13 protein-coding genes are annotated in these 19502 nt (G+C 29.2%); 7 read left to right on the forward strand and 6 right to left on the reverse strand.

Going from position 1 to position 19502, the window contains the following annotated elements; translation table 11 throughout:
• Positions 1–117: 117 nt before the first annotated feature.
• The 4 genes from J3E06_RS04580 to J3E06_RS04595 form a co-directional block, all read right to left on the reverse strand.
• Positions 118–345, reverse strand: a complete 228-nt coding sequence (locus J3E06_RS04580; RefSeq protein ID WP_013180107.1) for a 4Fe-4S dicluster domain-containing protein — start codon at positions 343–345, stop codon at positions 118–120.
• 268 nt (positions 346–613) lie between these two features.
• Positions 614–2296: an AMP-binding protein gene (locus J3E06_RS04585; RefSeq protein WP_013180108.1), complete on the reverse strand. Its 1683-nt coding sequence runs from the start codon at positions 2294–2296 to the stop codon at positions 614–616.
• A 290-nt stretch (positions 2297–2586) separates the two neighbouring features.
• A complete protein-coding gene (locus tag J3E06_RS04590) occupies positions 2587–3141 on the reverse strand; it encodes a helix-turn-helix domain-containing protein (RefSeq protein ID WP_013180109.1) in 555 nt (184 codons plus the stop codon).
• 394 nt (positions 3142–3535) lie between these two features.
• Positions 3536–4291, reverse strand: a complete 756-nt coding sequence (locus J3E06_RS04595; protein ID WP_013180110.1) for an ABC transporter ATP-binding protein — start codon at positions 4289–4291, stop codon at positions 3536–3538.
• Positions 4292–5004: 713 nt separating this feature from the next.
• Between J3E06_RS04595 and J3E06_RS04600 the strand changes: the two genes are divergently transcribed.
• Positions 5005–10011, forward strand: a complete 5007-nt coding sequence (locus J3E06_RS04600; protein ID WP_198003559.1) for a right-handed parallel beta-helix repeat-containing protein — start codon at positions 5005–5007, stop codon at positions 10009–10011.
• Positions 10012–10144: 133 nt separating this feature from the next.
• Here the strand turns inward: J3E06_RS04600 and J3E06_RS04605 are convergent, their stop codons facing one another.
• Positions 10145–10663 carry a DJ-1/PfpI/YhbO family deglycase/protease gene (locus J3E06_RS04605; protein ID WP_013180112.1) on the reverse strand — a complete coding sequence of 173 codons (519 nt, stop codon included), beginning with the start codon at positions 10661–10663 and terminating at the stop codon, positions 10145–10147.
• 351 nt (positions 10664–11014) lie between these two features.
• Here J3E06_RS04605 and J3E06_RS04610 point away from each other — a divergent pair, with 351 nt between their 5' ends.
• The 5 genes from J3E06_RS04610 to psmB all read left to right on the forward strand — a co-directional run bounded on the left by J3E06_RS04610 (position 11015) and on the right by psmB (position 16939).
• The gene (locus tag J3E06_RS04610; protein ID WP_013180113.1) at positions 11015–11605 is read left to right on the forward strand and encodes an FmdE family protein; all 591 of its coding nucleotides are present in this window, start codon (positions 11015–11017) and stop codon (positions 11603–11605) included.
• A gap of 167 nt (positions 11606–11772) precedes the next feature.
• Complete coding sequence (locus J3E06_RS04615; RefSeq protein ID WP_013180114.1) at positions 11773–12987, forward strand: iron ABC transporter substrate-binding protein; 1215 nt, start codon at positions 11773–11775, stop codon at positions 12985–12987.
• A gap of 268 nt (positions 12988–13255) precedes the next feature.
• Complete coding sequence (locus tag J3E06_RS04620) at positions 13256–14323, forward strand: FecCD family ABC transporter permease (protein ID WP_013180115.1); 1068 nt, start codon at positions 13256–13258, stop codon at positions 14321–14323.
• Positions 14324–14718: 395 nt separating this feature from the next.
• The gene (proS, locus tag J3E06_RS04625; RefSeq protein ID WP_048187428.1) at positions 14719–16098 is read left to right on the forward strand and encodes a proline--tRNA ligase; all 1380 of its coding nucleotides are present in this window, start codon (positions 14719–14721) and stop codon (positions 16096–16098) included.
• Positions 16099–16291: 193 nt separating this feature from the next.
• Complete coding sequence (gene psmB, locus J3E06_RS04630; RefSeq protein WP_013180117.1) at positions 16292–16939, forward strand: archaeal proteasome endopeptidase complex subunit beta; 648 nt, start codon at positions 16292–16294, stop codon at positions 16937–16939.
• A 118-nt stretch (positions 16940–17057) separates the two neighbouring features.
• Here the strand turns inward: psmB and J3E06_RS04635 are convergent, their stop codons facing one another.
• Positions 17058–18116: a DUF354 domain-containing protein gene (locus J3E06_RS04635; protein WP_013180118.1), complete on the reverse strand. Its 1059-nt coding sequence runs from the start codon at positions 18114–18116 to the stop codon at positions 17058–17060.
• Between the two features lie 322 nt (positions 18117–18438).
• On the opposite strand from J3E06_RS04635, the gene J3E06_RS04640 reads away from it, so the two are divergent.
• Positions 18439–19464: a methanogenesis marker 12 protein gene (locus J3E06_RS04640; protein ID WP_013180119.1), complete on the forward strand. Its 1026-nt coding sequence runs from the start codon at positions 18439–18441 to the stop codon at positions 19462–19464.
• Positions 19465–19502 lie beyond the last annotated feature (38 nt).

The following is a 19502-nucleotide window of genomic DNA, read 5'->3' on the forward strand; positions in this document are numbered from 1 at the left end:
ATTTTGTTTTATTTATTTTTTAATTTTATTATTATTTTATAATTTTATTATTATTTTATATTTTATTATTATTATTTTATAATTTTATTATTTTTTTAATTATTTTTGAATTTAAAGTTATTTCTTGTTTTTAAGTGGTATATGTATTTCGATTGCCAAAGGTTCCGGACATGTGTAATAACAGTTAGCACAGCCTGTGCAACCTTCTCCAATGTATTTTACATAGTGATAGCCTCTTTCATTGAACTCTTCACTCATAATTAATACATCTTTTGGACAAGCAATAATACATCTTTCGCATGCTTTACATTCCAATATGTTTATAACAGGGTATGGATTACTCATATTTTCACTCTTTAAGTTAGTATATTAATATTTTTTAAGTTTAATTTATCATATTTAATCATTATAATTAATTTCAAGATATATTATAAAACCATCGTATATAAATTTTAAGAAAATAAAGTTCATATTTTATGATTTTTTGCATATCTCTTCGGTATCCTGCGTGTTAGGATATAGAAAGATTAAAAATAAAAATTTAGTAATGTTAATATTACTATTAATTTTCTATTGATTGTTTATTCTATTTGTCGTATTTCAACAATCCGTATTATTTATTGCATAAATCCTTATCTTTATGTCTTATGCAATTTCTCCTGATTTTTCCACTTATAGTTTTTGGCAATTCTTCCACAAATTCAACTATTCTTGGATATTTGTACGGTGCTGTCGTATTTTTAACGTGATTTTGTAATTCCTTTTTCAAGTCATCTGAAGCAGTATAATCCTTTGCAAGAACTATTGTAGCTTTTACAACCTGGCCTCTAACTGGATGAGGTACACCGGTTATTGCACATTCCAGTACTGCCGGATGAGTCATTAAAGCACTTTCTACTTCGAAAGGACCTATTTTATAACCAGAACTTTTTATTATATCATCGGTTCTACCTACAAACCATAAATATCCATCTTCATCTTTCCAAGCTGTATCGCCTGTATGATAAACTCCACCATACCACGCTGAATTTGTTTTTTCTTCGTCGTGGTATCCTGCAAACATTCCTACAGGTTTATTTTCCCTATCGGTCATTACAACGATTTCCCCTTCTTCTCCGACGTCGCACTCTTCTCCTGCATAATTTAACAACTTTATATCGTATAATGGTGATACTTTACCCATAGAACCAGGTTTTGGTTCCATTCCTGGGAAATTGGCCACTACTGCAACCAATTCAGTTTGTCCAAATCCTTCCATCAGTTTTAAACCAGTGAATTCATAAAATTTGTTATATACTTCAGGATTTAACGGTTCTCCAGCTGTCACAGCATATTTCAAAGTTGAAAACTCATATTTTGATAAATCTTCTTTTATCAAAAATCTATATACTGTAGGTGGTGCGCAAAACGTTGTTACGCCGTGTTTTGAAGCTTTATTAAGCATATGTTTAGCATCAAACTTTTCGTAGTCGTAAACAAATACTGCTGAACCACATATCCATTGACCATAGAGTTTACCCCATAAACATTTTGCCCAACCGGTGTCTGCTACTGTGTAGTGCAAACCGTCTTCTTGTACATTTTGCCAGAACTTAGAAGTTAGTATATGACCTAATGGATATAAGTAATCGTGTTTTATTAATTTAGGAAATCCTGACGTACCTGATGAGAAATATCCTACCATAGTGTCGCCATTTTCTGTTTCGCATTCTTTTGGTTTAACAAAAGTTTCAGAAGTTTTTTCAAATTCTTTTCTGAAATTAGCCCAATTTTCAACGTCTTTATTTCCAACTGAAACTCTTTTGAATTTTAAATCGTCGTTAACTTCATCATAAGCTTCATTTACATATTGCAAAACGCTTTCATCGTCTATACAAACAACCATTTTCATTTTAGCTTCTTCAGCCCTGTATACGATGTCTCTTGTGGTTAACATATGTGTAGCAGGCAATGCTATTGCACCTATCTTATGGAGTGCCAATATGCAGAACCAGAATTCATAACGGCTTTTTAAGGTGAGCATTACTACATCGCCCTTTTTTATACCATTATTTAAGAAGAAATTCGCTGTTTTATCACTATATTTTTTCATATCGCTGAATGTAAATATTTTTTCTACACCCTCGTCATTGCACCATATTAATGCTTTTTTGTCAGGATGTTCTTTTGCGTATCTATCTACTACGTCGTATGCAAAATTAAAGTTTTCTGGAACGTTTATCTCAAAATTTTCCTTAAAATCTTCGTATGATTCAAAATCTACCTTGTTTACATATTCATTTAATAATGAAACCATAAATTCACCTTTTAATTATTGTCCTTATCAGTTTATAAACTCGTAAATCATCAAATCTGAAAAATGAGTGAATTTGATACTATGGAAATATTATAAAAAATTAAAAATTATTTTAATTTTAATAATTCATATATGTCAATACTTCAATGTTATCTACTTCAATGTTATCTACTTCAATAATACCTATTCTATTTTTCAATACGATTTCTCATTTCTCAAATTTAATTTTTTATACTCGTCTTTTTAATTTAATTTTTCCGTTTAATTTTTATCTTTTTAGTTATTTTTAATTATACAAGTAAATCTAAAAATTTAGCTTTTTTACCTTCTAATGCTTCCATTGCGTGTTCGTATGCTGAATCAAAGTACATTGAATCTCCTTCGTTCAATACGATTTCATTATTATTGATGTAAACTTTAAGCACACCTTCAATTACATATATAAACTCTTGTCCTAAGTGAGTATTATCTGAAGGTCTTGTACCGTCTTCTCTTGGTTCCACGGTTACTATGAACGGCTCTGCTTTTTTATGAGTTAAATTAGATGCTAAATTTTCGTATTTGTATTCTTTACGTCTATTTACTTCTACGCCTTGATTTTTACGAGTGACTGAAAATATGTGCATTTTCGTATCCTTACCAGTAAGTAGTAGACTTAGGTCTACATTAAACTTATGTGCTATTTCGCATAGCATGCTCGCTGGTATATCAGCGTCGCCACTTTCGTAGGCACGATACTGTTCTGGAGATATATGCAAATATTCCGCCATTTCTTCAATGCTGATTCCTGTAATTTCTCTAAACTCAATAATTCTCAAAATAATATCTTTAATATTGCTTTTCATCTTAATCACCATACTTTTAGTTTTGGTTTGGTTTTTTGTTTATTTATTTTTTGTTTATTTTTTGTTTATTTTTGATTTTAGTCGATTTTTTTTGACTAACTATGTAATGATAGTATATTCTAATATATTACTATCTATCAATATAATAAAAAATATAGTATATATAATTAATTATTCGGCAATTACCTTTTATAAACCATTAAAAAAGTGAAAAAATCAGGATATTTATAGGAATTGTTCAATAAAAATTGAAGTAAAAATTTAAGCACAAAATAACCAATATGATTAATCTAAGTAATCTAAGTAATCTAAGTAATCTAATTAATCTAAAAAATAATAAAAAATAATATTATGGTAGTAGTATATACTAAAATTCGTAATAACCATATATTCATTAATACATTGGAATAACCATTTTCACGCCATTTACATCGTGTATACCTGCTTCAACACCATATACTTTTTGAATACTTTCGCTGTTAATAGTTTCGTCCCCACCTTCTGCGTAGATATTACCATCTTTTAATAATAAAAATTTATCAGAGTATTGTAAAGCAAGGTTTAAATCGTGCATAACGATTATTGAGGTTATATTTTGAGTTCTTGAAATATCTTTAATGATTTTCATAACTTCAAGCTGATTTTTAAGGTCCAAATTGTTTGTAGGCTCATCTAATAAAATTACTTTTGGTTCTTGTACTAATGCCCTACCAATAATTACTTTTTGCAATTCTCCACCGCTTAATTCATTGGTATTTCTCATAGCATATTTTTCAAGGTCCAAAAGCCTTAAAACTCGTTCAGTTATTTCAATATCTTTTTTACCAACTTCCCATTTTATATGAGGTTTCCTACCCAACAATAGTGTATCAAATACGGTCATATAATTTCCTTCTGACCGTTGAGGGACATACCCCACCTTTTTAGCAAGGTCTAATCGTCCTAATTTGTCCAAATCGTGGCTGTCAATCATTATGGTTCCTTTTTTAGGGCTTATTATCCTGTTTATACATTTTAACAAGGTACTTTTTCCTGCACCATTCACGCCCAATATTGAAACTACTTGCCCTTCGTCTACGTCAAATTGTATATTTTCAAGTATTTTAGAACATTTGTATTTAAACTCTATTCCGTCAACTGAAACTATCATGTTAATCTCCCAATACACTACTTTCAAAATTTTTTATAAATTTTAGTGATATACTCAATGAATATTAGATTATAAATTTATCAATATGTAAAATTGTAATTTATACATTATAATTGTAAATTAATAATAACTATTATTCTATATTATATGTTAATACTTTTTATAATTTTGTATTACGAATTGAATATGAAACCAATATTATTATTATTATTATTATTATTATTATTATTTTTAGTATTAACGTAATCAAAAAGTTATTAAGGTTTTTTATAACAATCGAGCTAGCAATACCCCAAATTCATTAAAAATTATATATTTCGGAAAGTATATATATTAATTTTAATAAACCTTTTTTGTAATATATATTTATTTTATTACAGTCTATTAATTCCGATAAAATAGTGAATTTTAGCATAATATTTGAATAAATAACATAATTATACGTATTCAATATGAAATATCGTGAATATCTAATTTTTTATAATTAACTAACAATAATGAATATTTTATAAAAAAATTTATGTTCAATATATTTTAAACATATTAACCCGAACGTATGTGCATAACTACTTTTTGAAAATATAATACAAATTAAAAATTTAAGTACCTTAAAAAATTTAAAAATTAATATAACTATAAAAATATTACCTAAGAGGGATACAATAATAAAAAAACAATATATTTTAATGATAATGGTTATCTTGTCGTTATTTGTGATATCTGATTCATCCGCTATATTGCCTGAATCTCCAAATACGCCCAATGTTATAAATTTAACACAAGATGATTTTACGTATAAACCACTTATAATTACTGAAGATGGTATTTACAATATAATGGAAGACGTAAAAGTATATAGTATAATCATAACGGCTGAAAACGTTACTATTGATGGTAATAATCACGTTATAGATTTTGAAGGTGCCGCATCCGGTATTACTGCTGAAGATATAGACGACAGCAAACTTGTAATTAAAAACTGTACGTTTAAAAATGCAATTAATATTATAGATGTTAATAAATTAGATGATGTTGTAATTAAAAACAACGAATTTACAAATTTCTACAGTTCTGCAATACAATACAATTATATAGATAATATTCTCATCAGGGATAATCTTATTGACGGTGCAGGATATGGTAAATCGGGTATTTACGAGGGTAATAATAATGTTGAAGCAAATAACACTTTCGTAGGCAATACCATTAAAGATTGTTATGTTGGTATATACATTGAAGAAGCATCAAAATTCAATGTATCAAATAACACAATTCAATTTAATGAGTTATCCAAAACTCACCCTATGGCAGGTATATCTGTAAAGGAACTTGATGAAACAGGTAATCATATTACATATGCAAATAACGTATTTAAAAACTGTAATATTGTACACGACTCAGATGTGTACATAAGATATATAGATATGTCCAATAACAAAATAAATGGTAAGGATATCGGATTATTCGTTAATGAATCATCTAAAATTACAGTTGATGACTCATATGCTGAAATATTTGTTTATAACTGTACAAATGTATCCATTGAAGAATCCAGTGATTACTTCTCAGCATATATGGAAAAGTCAAATGTTGAAATCAATGGAGCTACATTAAAATCAACAGATAAAATAATTGGTTTATTAAATTCTAACATTACCATAAAGGACAGTACATTATATGGTTCTACCTATTTGCGATATTCCAGTAGTTTAGGAGGCAAATTTAATGTTAATATTAGAGATTCAGTATTTGATGGAAGTGAATTCTACAAATATAATTACATTGATGAATCAATACCTTACTTTATTGATGTTTCAATTAGTAATACTACAATAACAAATACAACAATTGAAAATACAGTATTCAAAAATGTAAACGATGTATTTAATGATGAATTCCCATTATTGTACATAAATAATTGTACCTTTGAGAATATTGTAGATAGTGTATATGTCGAAGAAGATGATGTGTATCAACGTGTACTTAGTATTAAAAATTCAGAATTTACAAATATAGGTTCTGGAATTACACTATTGGAAAAATTAGATAGAAATTGTACAATTCAAAATAACGTATTTAAAGATACAAAATATTTCGAAATTAAATTGGATTGTGTAAGTGATAAAAATCCATATAATTATGTGTTAATTAATGATAACCAATTTGAAAAAGGTATAATATATAAAGAAACTAGATTCCGTGAAGAATATGTTAAATTGGAAAATAACACAGTAAATGGAAAAATTTTAAAAATTGTAAATTCGACTAATTCATCCGATACTATTTCAAGTATGGAATATGGTCAATTGATAATTATAAACTGTAGTAATAAAATATTTAAAAATATAAATATTTCCAATTCAGCAACGGGTATTACAGTAATACACTCTGAAAATATCACATTTAACAATGTAAATGTAAATAATTGTTATATGGGATATATATGTCAAGATGAAATACGTAAAAATGATAATATAAATCCACAACCTAAAATTACCATTAATGATTCCACATTCTCAGAAAACGGAATCGGCATTATAGGTAATCCAGAACTTGTGATTAACAATTCTAAAATTAAGGACAATGGTATCAATACATTAGATTTCATAAATTCAGTGCTACTACTTTCGACAACAGACGACGATGGAAGCCAAAGTATTAGTGGAATTATCGACTTATTTACTGAAGGAACTACATTCCATAAAATTGGCGTAGGTGTAATTGGTAATTCAAACATTTACAATTCCGAAATAACTGGAAACTCAGGTATTGGTATATTAGCGACTGATAAAATAACCGTCGAAAACTGTAATATATCAAACAACAAAATAAATGTAGATAATTCAGAAAAAATACTCATTGATATATTAACCAATATTCAATATATTGATGCAATGGATGAAATTGAATCAAATAATATTCAAATAATCGCTAAAACAGTAAATGATGCACTTGAACTTCCCGAAGTTATTGATACATTTGATATCAAAGGTGATTTTGGTATTGGGGTTATAAGTACACACAGTTTAATTGCAAAAAACAACTACATAGATAATAACGGTATTGCGGGTGTAATTGTAAAAGATTACATTATACTTGAAAATAACACTATTGTAAATCACGAAGGCTTTGATATAGAGCACAGCGACAAATCAGTGGTTGTTAAAACAACATATAAATCACCAGAATATTTCGCACAAGACTTCGGAAACCGAGAATACATAAAAATGGGTAGAAGTGTTGAAACAGAAATCATAGATGACGACCAAGGTAGACTTACAATATATACAAACATTACCAATGCCACATTAAACATTACAATCATACCAAATGACTGTACAATAGGTGCTGGTGTGATATACCTCGGTAAAGAATCCGGAAATATTAAAAATAACACCATTATGGATAACTACATTGGTATAGCCACTGTTTCATTAGGTGGTGCAGATATAGAAAAACCATTCTATAATAACTCAATATACAATAATGAAAGAATGGACATTGATACATTAGATGCAGGTATTATTGACTTTGACGTAGGAACTTCTGACGAAAAAGTTAATTTCTCATTTCCTATGTTCCCAAAACCAATGGTACTCCCATCAGAAATAAACATTACCTGTTATGTACTTGGATTAGGGGAACCAACTGTAAATGACGGAGAACTTTATTTAAACCCTAATTTAGATGGATTAGATGTTTTAATAAATTCAATCGTATCACAACTTACTGGAAAGACTTTTGACATTAACAAAGTAATTGATAGTATGGTTGTAGGTTCAGTTTGGGAATTAGATACCCCAACAGTTAAAGACTGTGCAATATCTGATGATAATTTAATTCTTGAAGGATACATTGGATATAATAAACCAAGTTTAAATTATGGTAATTCAACCGTATACGCATATTTAGTTAAGGATACAGCTGGAAACGGAGATACAACCTGCAAATACTATGGCGGTGGCTACAAATATCTTGGAAGTATTGATGTAGATAGTACTGGTGCATTCCAAGGTTCAATAAACGTAAGCAATTCTTCGGTTGAACTCGCAAAAGGAGACTTAATAACAACTCAAACAATATATAAAGGAATGATTTCAGAGTTTGGTAGAAACTACAGAATTGAAAAAGATTTGGGAGAAGCTCCTTACTTTAATGTAGTTAGCCCTACACCTGAAACAGTGTCATCAAATGAAAACTTTACAGTGAAAATTTCAACTGTAGACCCTGAATTAACTGGTAATGTATCATTCAACGGAGATACACACCCACTTTCAAAAATAGACGGCACTACAAATTACAGAACATACATTACTGCACCATTAGGTGATGAAACATTAGATGCTACAATACTTATTAAAAATAAATACAATAAAACATCTGAAAAAACAATTAGCATTAAAGTGCAAGATACATTAAAATTAAGCGTATACAATATTACGCCGGTAAACAATGGAACTGTTGTTTTACAGCTTAATGTGTCAGGCATTCCTACATTGCGAAACATTACGAACTTTACAGGTACTTTAAAACTATCAAGTACGAGTTCAATAAATGTGTCTGAATCCAATATTACAAAAGGTGCAATAACCTCAGAAGGTGTATTCTACAACAATATGAATATTTCAGATATAAATAACGGTGGAATACTCAGTATAGGTAATATTACACTAAATTTAAATGATGATTCAAATAGTAGTAAATTTGATATAAGAATTTCAAATATTGAATTAATAGATACTCATTCAAAAGAATATGAAGAAATATTAATTAACAATACATTATCTGATAAATTATCAAATATTGTACTTTCTTCAAAAATGAATGGTAAAATTGCAAGTATTAAAACTTCGACAGTGGAAAACGTTAATTTCACAGAAATAACATTCGATAACGGAATAACTATCGAAATACCAAGATTCGAAAATACATCTGTTGAAATTCCAGACAATTTGTTTGACTTAGATGGAGAATCCAAAAAGGTAGCTTCAGAAATCTATGGTGAAACATTAGATGATACGACTGCTGATGAAATATTGTATAATATTTCAGAAAACATTATGCCAATTATAAATAGCGGATTTGAAATCAGTTCAACAAGATTCTTACTTAAAAGTAATCCTGGAGAAACCATTAAAGCAGAAGTTCAGTTTACTGCTACAAATACCTCTGCAAAAGGTATATCTGTGATAAGAGTTCCGTTAAGTAAATTTAAACTTGTTGGAGTTTACGCAAAAACTTCTGAAAATAACATTACAAAATTAACAACTGAAAAAAGTTCTGTTGGATGGTATACCATAATCGATGACAAAATGGTGGAAGTTACATTAATACAAGACCCTGAGGTAGTTCTTAGTTATGAAGGTACAGTACCTACCCCAGCGCCAACTCCTACGCCAGTATATAGCTCATCAAATCGCCATCATCATACAAATGTGTCTGTTGAAAACACAACTACAATAAACGATACACCTATTGTAAACACTACCCAAAATGACACTGAATACGATAAACCAATTGGACCAATCGTGCCAGATGTGCCAGAATTAGAAAACGATACAAAAGCATTAAGTGAAAATACCACAACAAATGCAACCACCATACCAGGAGAAGCTCACGATGCTCTTTCCGATATGTTGATACCTGTAATCGTTGTAGTCGTTTTAATAGGCGTTGCTTTAGTTGCTTACAAGGGCAGAAAAAAAGAAGAAGAGATTTAAAAAATCTAACAAATAAAAATAATAAAATAAAATAATAAATAAAAAATAAAAAATAAAATATTTTCATTTCTTTTTTTTAATTTTTAAAAATAGATTAATAATTCTAAAAAATAATGTTATATTATAAGTGTATTTATTTTTCAATTAATTCAAGAACTTTCATACCGAATTCTTTTGCAAATTGAGGACCTTTTGCGGTTATGATATTACCATCAACCACAACACCATCGTCTAATAAGTTTACACCGGCTTTTTTCATTTCTTCAATACTTTCAGCATCTTCAAATACTGTAGCATTTTTATCTTTTAAAACACCTGCGTGTGCAAGTACTACTGGAGATATACAAATAGCTGAAACTACCTTTTTATCGTCATTAAATTCATTTACAAGCTTTAAAAGGGTTTCATTATTCCAAAGATAGTCTCTTGAACCTGAACCGCCCACTACAATTATTGAATCATAATCACTTGATTTTACTTGTTCAATTGTTTTATTGGTGGTTATTTTACGTCCCAACATTCCTGTATGTTCCCCTATTTCTGTAGATACTACTTGCGTTGCAATTTTATTGGTACTTTGTATTACTTGCAAAGGTTCGAACAATTCCTCATCTCTAAAATCTTTAGGTGCAATTACTACTAAAACAGTCATTTAATCCCTCTTTTTGATTTAAAATCTAAATTAATTATGTTAATTAATTATATTATATGTATATTAATTTATTTTTAAACAGTTATTTATGTATTTGTAATTGTTATTATTTTAAAAATAATATGTAAAAAACCACAAAAATATAATATTAAAATAAAGTTGAATACACATCGGAAATTATAAATAGTAATACGATTAAGTAATTTTTATTATTATAACCATACTACATATAAAATTAATATTACTTGTTAAACTTATGTTTACTTATATAGACTAAATCGACAAATAAATGAATAAAAATTAAATAATCTTAATTAATACCTAACAACTAATCCTAAAAATGGTGAATTAATGGATGAAACATACCAGAAAGTTGTAGAATTCCACGGCCACGAATGCCCAGGAATTGCTACAGGATACAGAGTCGCAAAATACGTCTTAGAAAACTTTAATAAAGAATCAGCAGATGAAGAATTAGTCGCAATCGTTGAAAATAACGCTTGTGGTGTAGATGCTATCCAAGTAATGCTTAGTTGTACTTTTGGAAAAGGTAATCTTAAATTTTTAGACTATGGTAAACACGCTTTCACATTTTACAGCCGAAATACCGGTAAAGGTTTAAGAATATACGTTAAAGGCACTGAAAACGACGCAGAAAGGAAAAGGCATACAAAATACCTTGGAAAAACTTTAAACGAAGAAGAAGCTAAAGAATTAGCTGAATTAAGAAAAGAAATCATCAGAAGAATCCTTGAAGCTGACGATGACGAACTCTTAAAAGTTGAAGAAATAACAATCGAAGAACCAAAAAGAGCAAGAATATATAACTCATTAGTTTGTGAAAACTGTGGCGAATACTTTATGGAAGTTAAAGGAAGAACCATAGACGGCAAAGTAGTATGCAAAGATTGCTTTAACAAATTAGTTCACAGAGAATACTAATAATACCTTAATTTATCATCTTATTTTATTTTTTTATATAATAAAATGATAAATTTTCATAAATGGGTAGTATTACGAATAATTTATTTGTGTTAATAATTATCATAAATATGAAATATTGATTATTAAATAATAAAATATCAAAAATTTAATTACGGAGGGTTATTTTGAAATTACCTGATATTACAAGTAAAAAAATATCCAAAATGTCAATATTTGCAATAATTATGGCATTGTTGATGATAACTGTAAGTATGGCGGGCTGTATTGGTGGAGATGCTAATACAACCATTTCTAACGCTGGCAATGATAACGGAAATAATGGAAATAAACAAGTTGATGCAGACGCTTCAGCTGATTTAATAGAAATTGTTGATACACAAGGAAGAACCGTTTTAGTTCCTAAAAAAGTAAATAGAATTGTTTGCTCCGGAGGGGGAGCTTTAAGACAGATTTCATATTTAAATGCTACTGATTTAGTTGTGGGTGTTGAATCAATCGACCACGACAGTGATTTAGGTAGACCTTATACAATTGCAAATTTCGATACATTCAAAGAATTACCAATTACAGGTTTAGGCGGGGGTAAAGACGTAGGAAACGGTCCATACCCAGAACAGACTTTGCTTGTAAAACCAGATGTAATATTCTTAGTAAACATTGATGCTACAAAAGCTGACAGTATTCAGGAAAAAATAGGTGTTCCTACTGTAGTTTTAGCATACGGAGATATTACAAACCTTAACGATGAAAAATTATTCAATTCACTTAATTTAGCTGGTCAGATATTAGATAGAGAAGAAAGAGCTGAAGAAGTTATTAACGCATTTGATGAATACCAAGCAGATTTAACAAGAAGAACCGAAAACATTACTGAAAAACCAACTGTTTACGTTGGAGGTATTTGTAATAGAGGTTCCCACGGTATTGATAGTACAAAAGGTATCTTCCCACCATTCGAAGCTTTAGGTCTTCACAATATCATAACAAAAACAGGACACAGTTTCATTAACCCTGAGACATTAGTTGCTGACAACCCTGACTTTATCTTTGTAGATGAGGGTAGTTTAGAAAATATTGTAAAAGATTACAATGATAATCCAGCATACTATGATTCATTAGGTGCATTCCAAACTGGAAATGTATACTGTACATTACCTTATACATACTACAGTACTAACTACGGTACTGCAATCGTAGATGCTTACTACATCGGTAAAGTTGTTTACCCAGAACAGTTTGCAGACGTTAACCCTGAAGAAAAGGCAGACGAAATATACGCCAAAATCGTAGGAAAACCAGTATACTCAGAAATGGCAAAGAACTACGGCGGATTTGGAACATTTGAGGAAATTATAGGTGCAAGTGATTTCACAGCGTAATAATATTAAAAATAATAAACTAAAATAAATAAATAACTAAATAAAATAAATAAATAACTAAATAAAATAAATAAATAACTAAATAAGGTTAAACTAAACTAAAATTAATTTTCATCTGTTTAATCTTTTTAAATTACAATTTTTATCGTATTAAACTTTATAGTATCGTTATTGTTAAAAATATGGTAGATATTGTAATAATTACGACAATTTACAATTTAAATAACATAAAATTTATACAGGCAGACAATGAATTAAAAGGGGTATTATGGACTCTAAAAATAACTCAGAAGATACAATAAACTCTTATAAAAAGAAAAATTTACAAAAAATAATTCTTGGATTAATTTTAATCGTACTGTTAATACTTATAAGTATATATTCAATATGTACTGGAGAATACCAGCTTTCTATTATGGATATACTAAACTCCATATTTGGAAATGGTAGTGCAGCATCAGATTTGGTAATTTGGAATATCAGAATTCCTCGAGTTCTTGCAGCAACCATTGCAGGCATCAGTCTTGCAGTCTCAGGTGCTGTAATGCAGTGTGTACTTAGAAACCCACTTGCATCACCATTTACGATGGGTGTTTCACACGGTGCAATGTTCGGTGCTTGTATAGCTATTATGTTTTTAGGCGTAGGAAGTGCTGACAGCCACGGTTCAATTGTAATTGACAACTTTCAGGCAGTTTCACTATTTGCCTTCGTTGGTTCGTTGGTAGGGGTATTCGTTGTATTAGGATTAGCAAAATTAAGAAGATTAACACCAGAATCTATGATTTTAGCAGGGGTGGCGATGAGTTCGCTATTTACTGCAGGTACTACATTATTACAATACTTCGCAGATGAAATGCAATTGGCTGCTATGGTTTACTGGACTTTCGGGGATTTAGGTCGTGCAGGCTGGACCGAAATAATGATAATGTTCGGAATTACAGTTATTGCGATGATTTACTTTATTTATAAACGATGGGACTATAACGCTCTTGAAAGCGGGGAAGAAACAGCTAAATCAGTTGGGGTTAATACAGAAAGAACAAGATTAGTAGGTATGATAATGTCATCCCTTTTAACGTCTGTTTGTGTTTCATTCCTTGGAATTATTGGATTTATTGGTTTAATTTGTCCCCACCTCGTTAGAATTGCCGTAGGTGGTGATTACAGATATTTAATACCACTTTCAGCACTTGTCGGTGCTGTAATCGTCACGTTTGCAGATTTAATTGCTACAACGGTTATATCCCCTACAATTTTACCAGTGGGTATATTAACCTCATTCTTGGGTGCTCCGATGTTCCTTTACTTATTAATGAGAATGTACAAAAAATAAAATAATAAAAATAAAATAAAATAAAATAATAATAAAATAATAATAAAATAAAATATTTCTATTTTTTCATTTTTTAATCTGTTGGCTTAATATGTTAATGCAGATATTAAATTCTGTTTATACATTTGTTTTAAAGAAATACATAAATTATATAAACTTATTTTATATAGATATGAATATATTTTAATAGAATTTATTTTAATAGAATTTATTTTAATAATGGTTTAATAAATAAAAATTAGATAATTACTAAATATTATAACAATATTATGATGAATATATTGATTATTTAATTGAATAATACGAAAATAATTAATTATGGTGAATGAATGAGTAAAGAAACACAAAAAAAGGCAAATTCGGAAAAAGACATTTCTTTAAATAATATGGACAGTTTGGAATTCTCTGAATGGTATAATGAGATTTTAGAAACTGCCAAAATATATGATTTAAGATACCCTATTAAAGGATGTGGCGTATATTTACCATACGGGTTTAAAATAAGGAGATATTCTTTTGAAATACTCAGAGACTTATTGGACAGTACAAAACACGATGAAACATTATTCCCTATGTTAATACCTGAAACTTTACTTGCAAAAGAAGGAGAACATATTAAAGGTTTTGAAGATGAAGTATTTTGGGTAACACACGGTGGTAAAAACGAATTAGACGTTAGATTAGCTTTAAGACCTACATCTGAGACGGCAATATACTATATGATGAAGCAATGGCTTAAAGTTCATACTGATTTACCATTTAAGATATATCAAACCGTTAACACATTCAGATATGAAACAAAACACACAAGACCTTTGATAAGACTTAGAGAAATTATGACCTTTAACGAAGCTCACACTGCACACAGTACAAAAGAGGAATGTGAAGCTCAAGTTAAGGAAGGAATGTATGTATACAGTAGTTTCTTTGAAGCTCTTTCAATTCCGGTTTTAATTTCAAAAAGACCAGAATGGGACAAATTCCCAGGTGCTGAGTATACAACTGCTTACGATACCATATACCCAGATGGAAAAACTATGCAAATCGGTACAGTTCACAATTTAGGTCAGCACTTTGCTACGACCTTTGATTTAGAATTTGAAACCGCAGATGGTGAAAAGGATTACGCATACCAAACTTGTTATGGTATATCCGATAGAGTAATTGCTTCGATTATTGCAATTCACGGCGATAAAAACGGACTATTAATACCTCCAAAAGTTGCACCTGTTCAAATTGCAATGATTCCTTTGTTATTTAAAGGTAAAGAGGAGAAAGTTCTTGAAAAAGCTAATGAAATATACGATAAATTGAAAAAATTCGTAAGAATTGAGTTAGATACGAGAGATATTAGACCAGGACGTAAATTTAACGACTGGGAATTAAAAGGCGTTCCTTTAAGAATCGAATTAGGTCCACGAGATTTGGAAAATGGCAAGGTAATGATATTTAGAAGAGATAAAAACGAAAAATTCGACATAGCTATTGAAGACTTAACTGCGGAATATTTAGCTGAATTAATGGAAACAATTCATAAAGATATGGCTGAAAAAGCTTATAAGGCATTTTTAGGACATATTGAGATTTTGGAAGCTGTTGAAAGTAATTTATTACTTGAAAATATTAAAGAAGCTATAAATAATAGAAAAGTTGTATTAATTCCATTCAACGAAGAATTATACAATGAAGAGTTTGAAGAAGAAACAGGAGCTTCAATACTTGGAGAATGTGAATTCGAAGGAAATAAATATATTTCAATTGCAAAAACATATTAAAAAATTTGATATAGTTGATTTATATTTGTTTAATCAAGTAATTTAAATGAAAAATAATATATTACTTTAAAAATATAGATTACTATATATTGTATATACCATATTTATCATATAATATAAAATTAAGATAAAATTTGATAAATTTATAAAAAATTTTAAAAAATTATTTAAAAAGACAGCGGGTGATTTTACAATGTCTGAAGAATACAAATATATGAAAGGTACTACAACAGTGGGTATTGCTTGCGCTGATGGCGTAGTATTGGCTACAGATAAAAGAGCGACGATGGGGAACCTTATTGCAGATAAAGAGGCTAAAAAATTGTACCCTATCGATGAATACATCGCAATGACGATTGCAGGTAGCGTTGGAGATGCCCAATCACTCGTAAGAATTATATCCGCAGAAACAAAAATCTACAAAATGAGAACTGGCAATAATATGTCACCTTTAGCTTGTACAACGTTAATGAGCAATGTATTACACGGAAACAGGCATTTTCCATTAATGAATCAATTAATTGTGGGCGGTTATGATGTTTGCAATGATGAACCACAATTGTACTCACTCGATGCAGTAGGTGGAATCAATGAAGAAACAACCTTTACATCGACAGGTTCCGGTTCACCTACAGCTTACGGGGTTTTGGAAGCTGAATATGTGAATAAACTAAAAACTTCTGCAGCTTTAAAATTGGCTGTAAAGGCTATTTCTTCAGCTATGAAAAGAGATGCTTATTCAGGGAACGGGATTTCTCTCGCTAAAATCGATAAAAACGGTGTGAAAATTTATACTGAAAAAGAAATCGAAACTATTGTAAAAAAAGCAGAAAAGAGATAATTTAATTTATTTTATTTCTTTTTATTTCATATTTTTTTATTTTATTTCTTTTTATTTCTTTTTATTTCTTTTTATTTCTTTTTTATTTTTATCATCTGTAGTTAGTACGTTTAGTAGTTTATCTACCCATTTTTTCACAGATTTTTTGGAACATTAACTCTGTAGGGTCTTCTAAATCAACAATCTTATTTTTAACACCGATATTAGTTATAGCATACTCTAAAATTTCCTTTAAATCGGTTGTATGAATCATAGTACCTTTTTCAGCCAAATATTCATCAACACCGAGCAAAGTCTCAGGATAACAAGACACAGTTGGTACACCCATAACAGCTGCTTCTCTATTCATCGTACCGCCTGCTCCTATCATCATATTTGAAAAATGCAATAATGAAAGTGCATCTATGGTTTTAGGGACTATAATGTTGTCATATTTAGAATATATTTCCCTTTGCTTGCTTGTTCTTGGAAATACGACTATATTACAGCCTATTTTATCGAACAATTCTTCAATGATTTTTGGCAATAAATCAGACTTGCCTGTACAGTATGACGAATTTGGACAAGAACGTAATACAACAATTGGTAAATCTGTATCTATGTCTAAATTATAGAGTATAGTATTATCAATAGGGTATTTATCGCTTTTAGACCTTGCATTTACATTTGCAACCTCGCAAGTTCCGTCAAAAGATAATACATTGTCCATATTAAAATAAGATATATTTTGACTTTTTTGTAGTTCGTCTAATTTGTTTTTCGTACCTATTGGACAAATTAGCTCGTCAATGAGGGGTAAAGTTAATTTATTCTGTGCCACTGCTGTTTCATTGTCTAAAACAAATATTGAAGGGATATCCAAACCAAAAGAAACCCTTGGAAGCTCTACGGAGTGTTTAGCTACTGCTACTTTTGGCATATTTTCTTTTTTTGAAATAAACTTTGTAAGCTCTATTATTCTATTAGCCGAATTTACAAGCTTACCGCTCAAACTACTTGAATGTTCTCCGAAAGAAGTATATTCATACCCGTAAATATTTATTAAATCCTCTAAACTCTGAAATCTACGAGCTGTTATTATATATTCGAGTCCTTCTTTTTCTAATTTTTCAATCAACCTTGAAAAATAGTGTATATGTGGAGAATTTGTCAAATCAATCCATACGTCAGTAGTCATTAAATCACCGAAATCCCATTAAAATTATATAAAATTATGTAATAGTGTATAAAATCATATTAAATTTACATTAATTCATAATATGCCGTATTTACAAGATATTTTGTTTTAATTCGTGTTGTATCCTTTGGAAAATTAATAATCCACTTTTAAAGTTTTAAAGTTTTAAAGTTTAAAATTTTTTAAAATAATACCTTTTAAAAATATACTTTAATAAAATAAATAGTATTATTTATATATAATTATTTTCATTTTATATTCATATATTAAAAAACTTAGAAATATTATCAATTGTTATTAATTGTTATTTTACGTGAAAAAAATGGTATTTGTAGGAATAGACCACGGCACTTCAGGTATTACAACCTGTATTTTATATAATAACGGAAAAAAAACATTCTTTAAGCTAAAAAGAACAGAAATTAAATCTAAATCTAAATCATACATTGAAGAATTAAAAAAATACGTTAATATAAAAGAAATTAAATTAATGGGCGTTTGCTATTCGATGGGGGACGGAATAAATAAAATAACCAATATAAACAAAGTTTTAAATCGAGGAGTTTTAAACCTTGAAGGAATCGGTGAAAAAGTAGGTGGAGGCACGATTGTATTTGATGAAATAAAAGATTCGGAAATACCTGCGATTTTAATACCTGGATTACATAAAAACGTAGATTCAATGGACGAGCGATTTAACGCACTATATTCACATATAGCTTCACCAGAAAAGATATCAATTGCATATAACGCATTTAAAACGTTTAATTATTCAAATTTCATATTATCCGATATTTCCTCAAACACCGTAAGTTTGTTGATAAAAGATAGTAAAATATTTGGTGGTTTTGACGCCTGTGTAGGAGCTTCTGGTATTTTACACGGCCCTTTAGATTTAGAATTAATAAGAGATATCGATTTAGGCAAAATTAATGCAAATAGTGCTTTTTCTAAAGCTGGAGTTGTTAAAATCGCTAAATTATATGAAGGCGTTGAAGATACTAAAAAAGCAATTATGGAAAAATACAATTCCGATGAAAATTGTAAATTAGCACTTGATAGTCTCGTATTAAGTGTTTGTATGGAAATAAATTCGTTAATGTTCTTAAATCCTTCAAATAAAGTCGTATTAGCTGGCTCCATCGGTAGTTGGAAAGATGAAAAAGAAAATATCGACGTTTCAAATATGATTAATGAAATGTTAAATAATTCGAAAAACAGTTCTGAATCCAATAAAATTGATATTTCTGTATTATATGGCGAAAGTGCCGCAGAAGGTAGTGCATTAATTGCTAAAGACGTTTATAATGGAGTAAAGGATGTTTTAGGCATAAAAATTGATTATTAAATAATATTATTATTATTATTATTATTATTTTAAAAAAT

This window comes from Methanococcus voltae (genome assembly GCF_024807655.1).
In the GTDB taxonomy this organism is placed as follows: domain Archaea; phylum AGJL01; class Methanococci; order Methanococcales; family Methanococcaceae; genus Methanococcus; species Methanococcus voltae_D.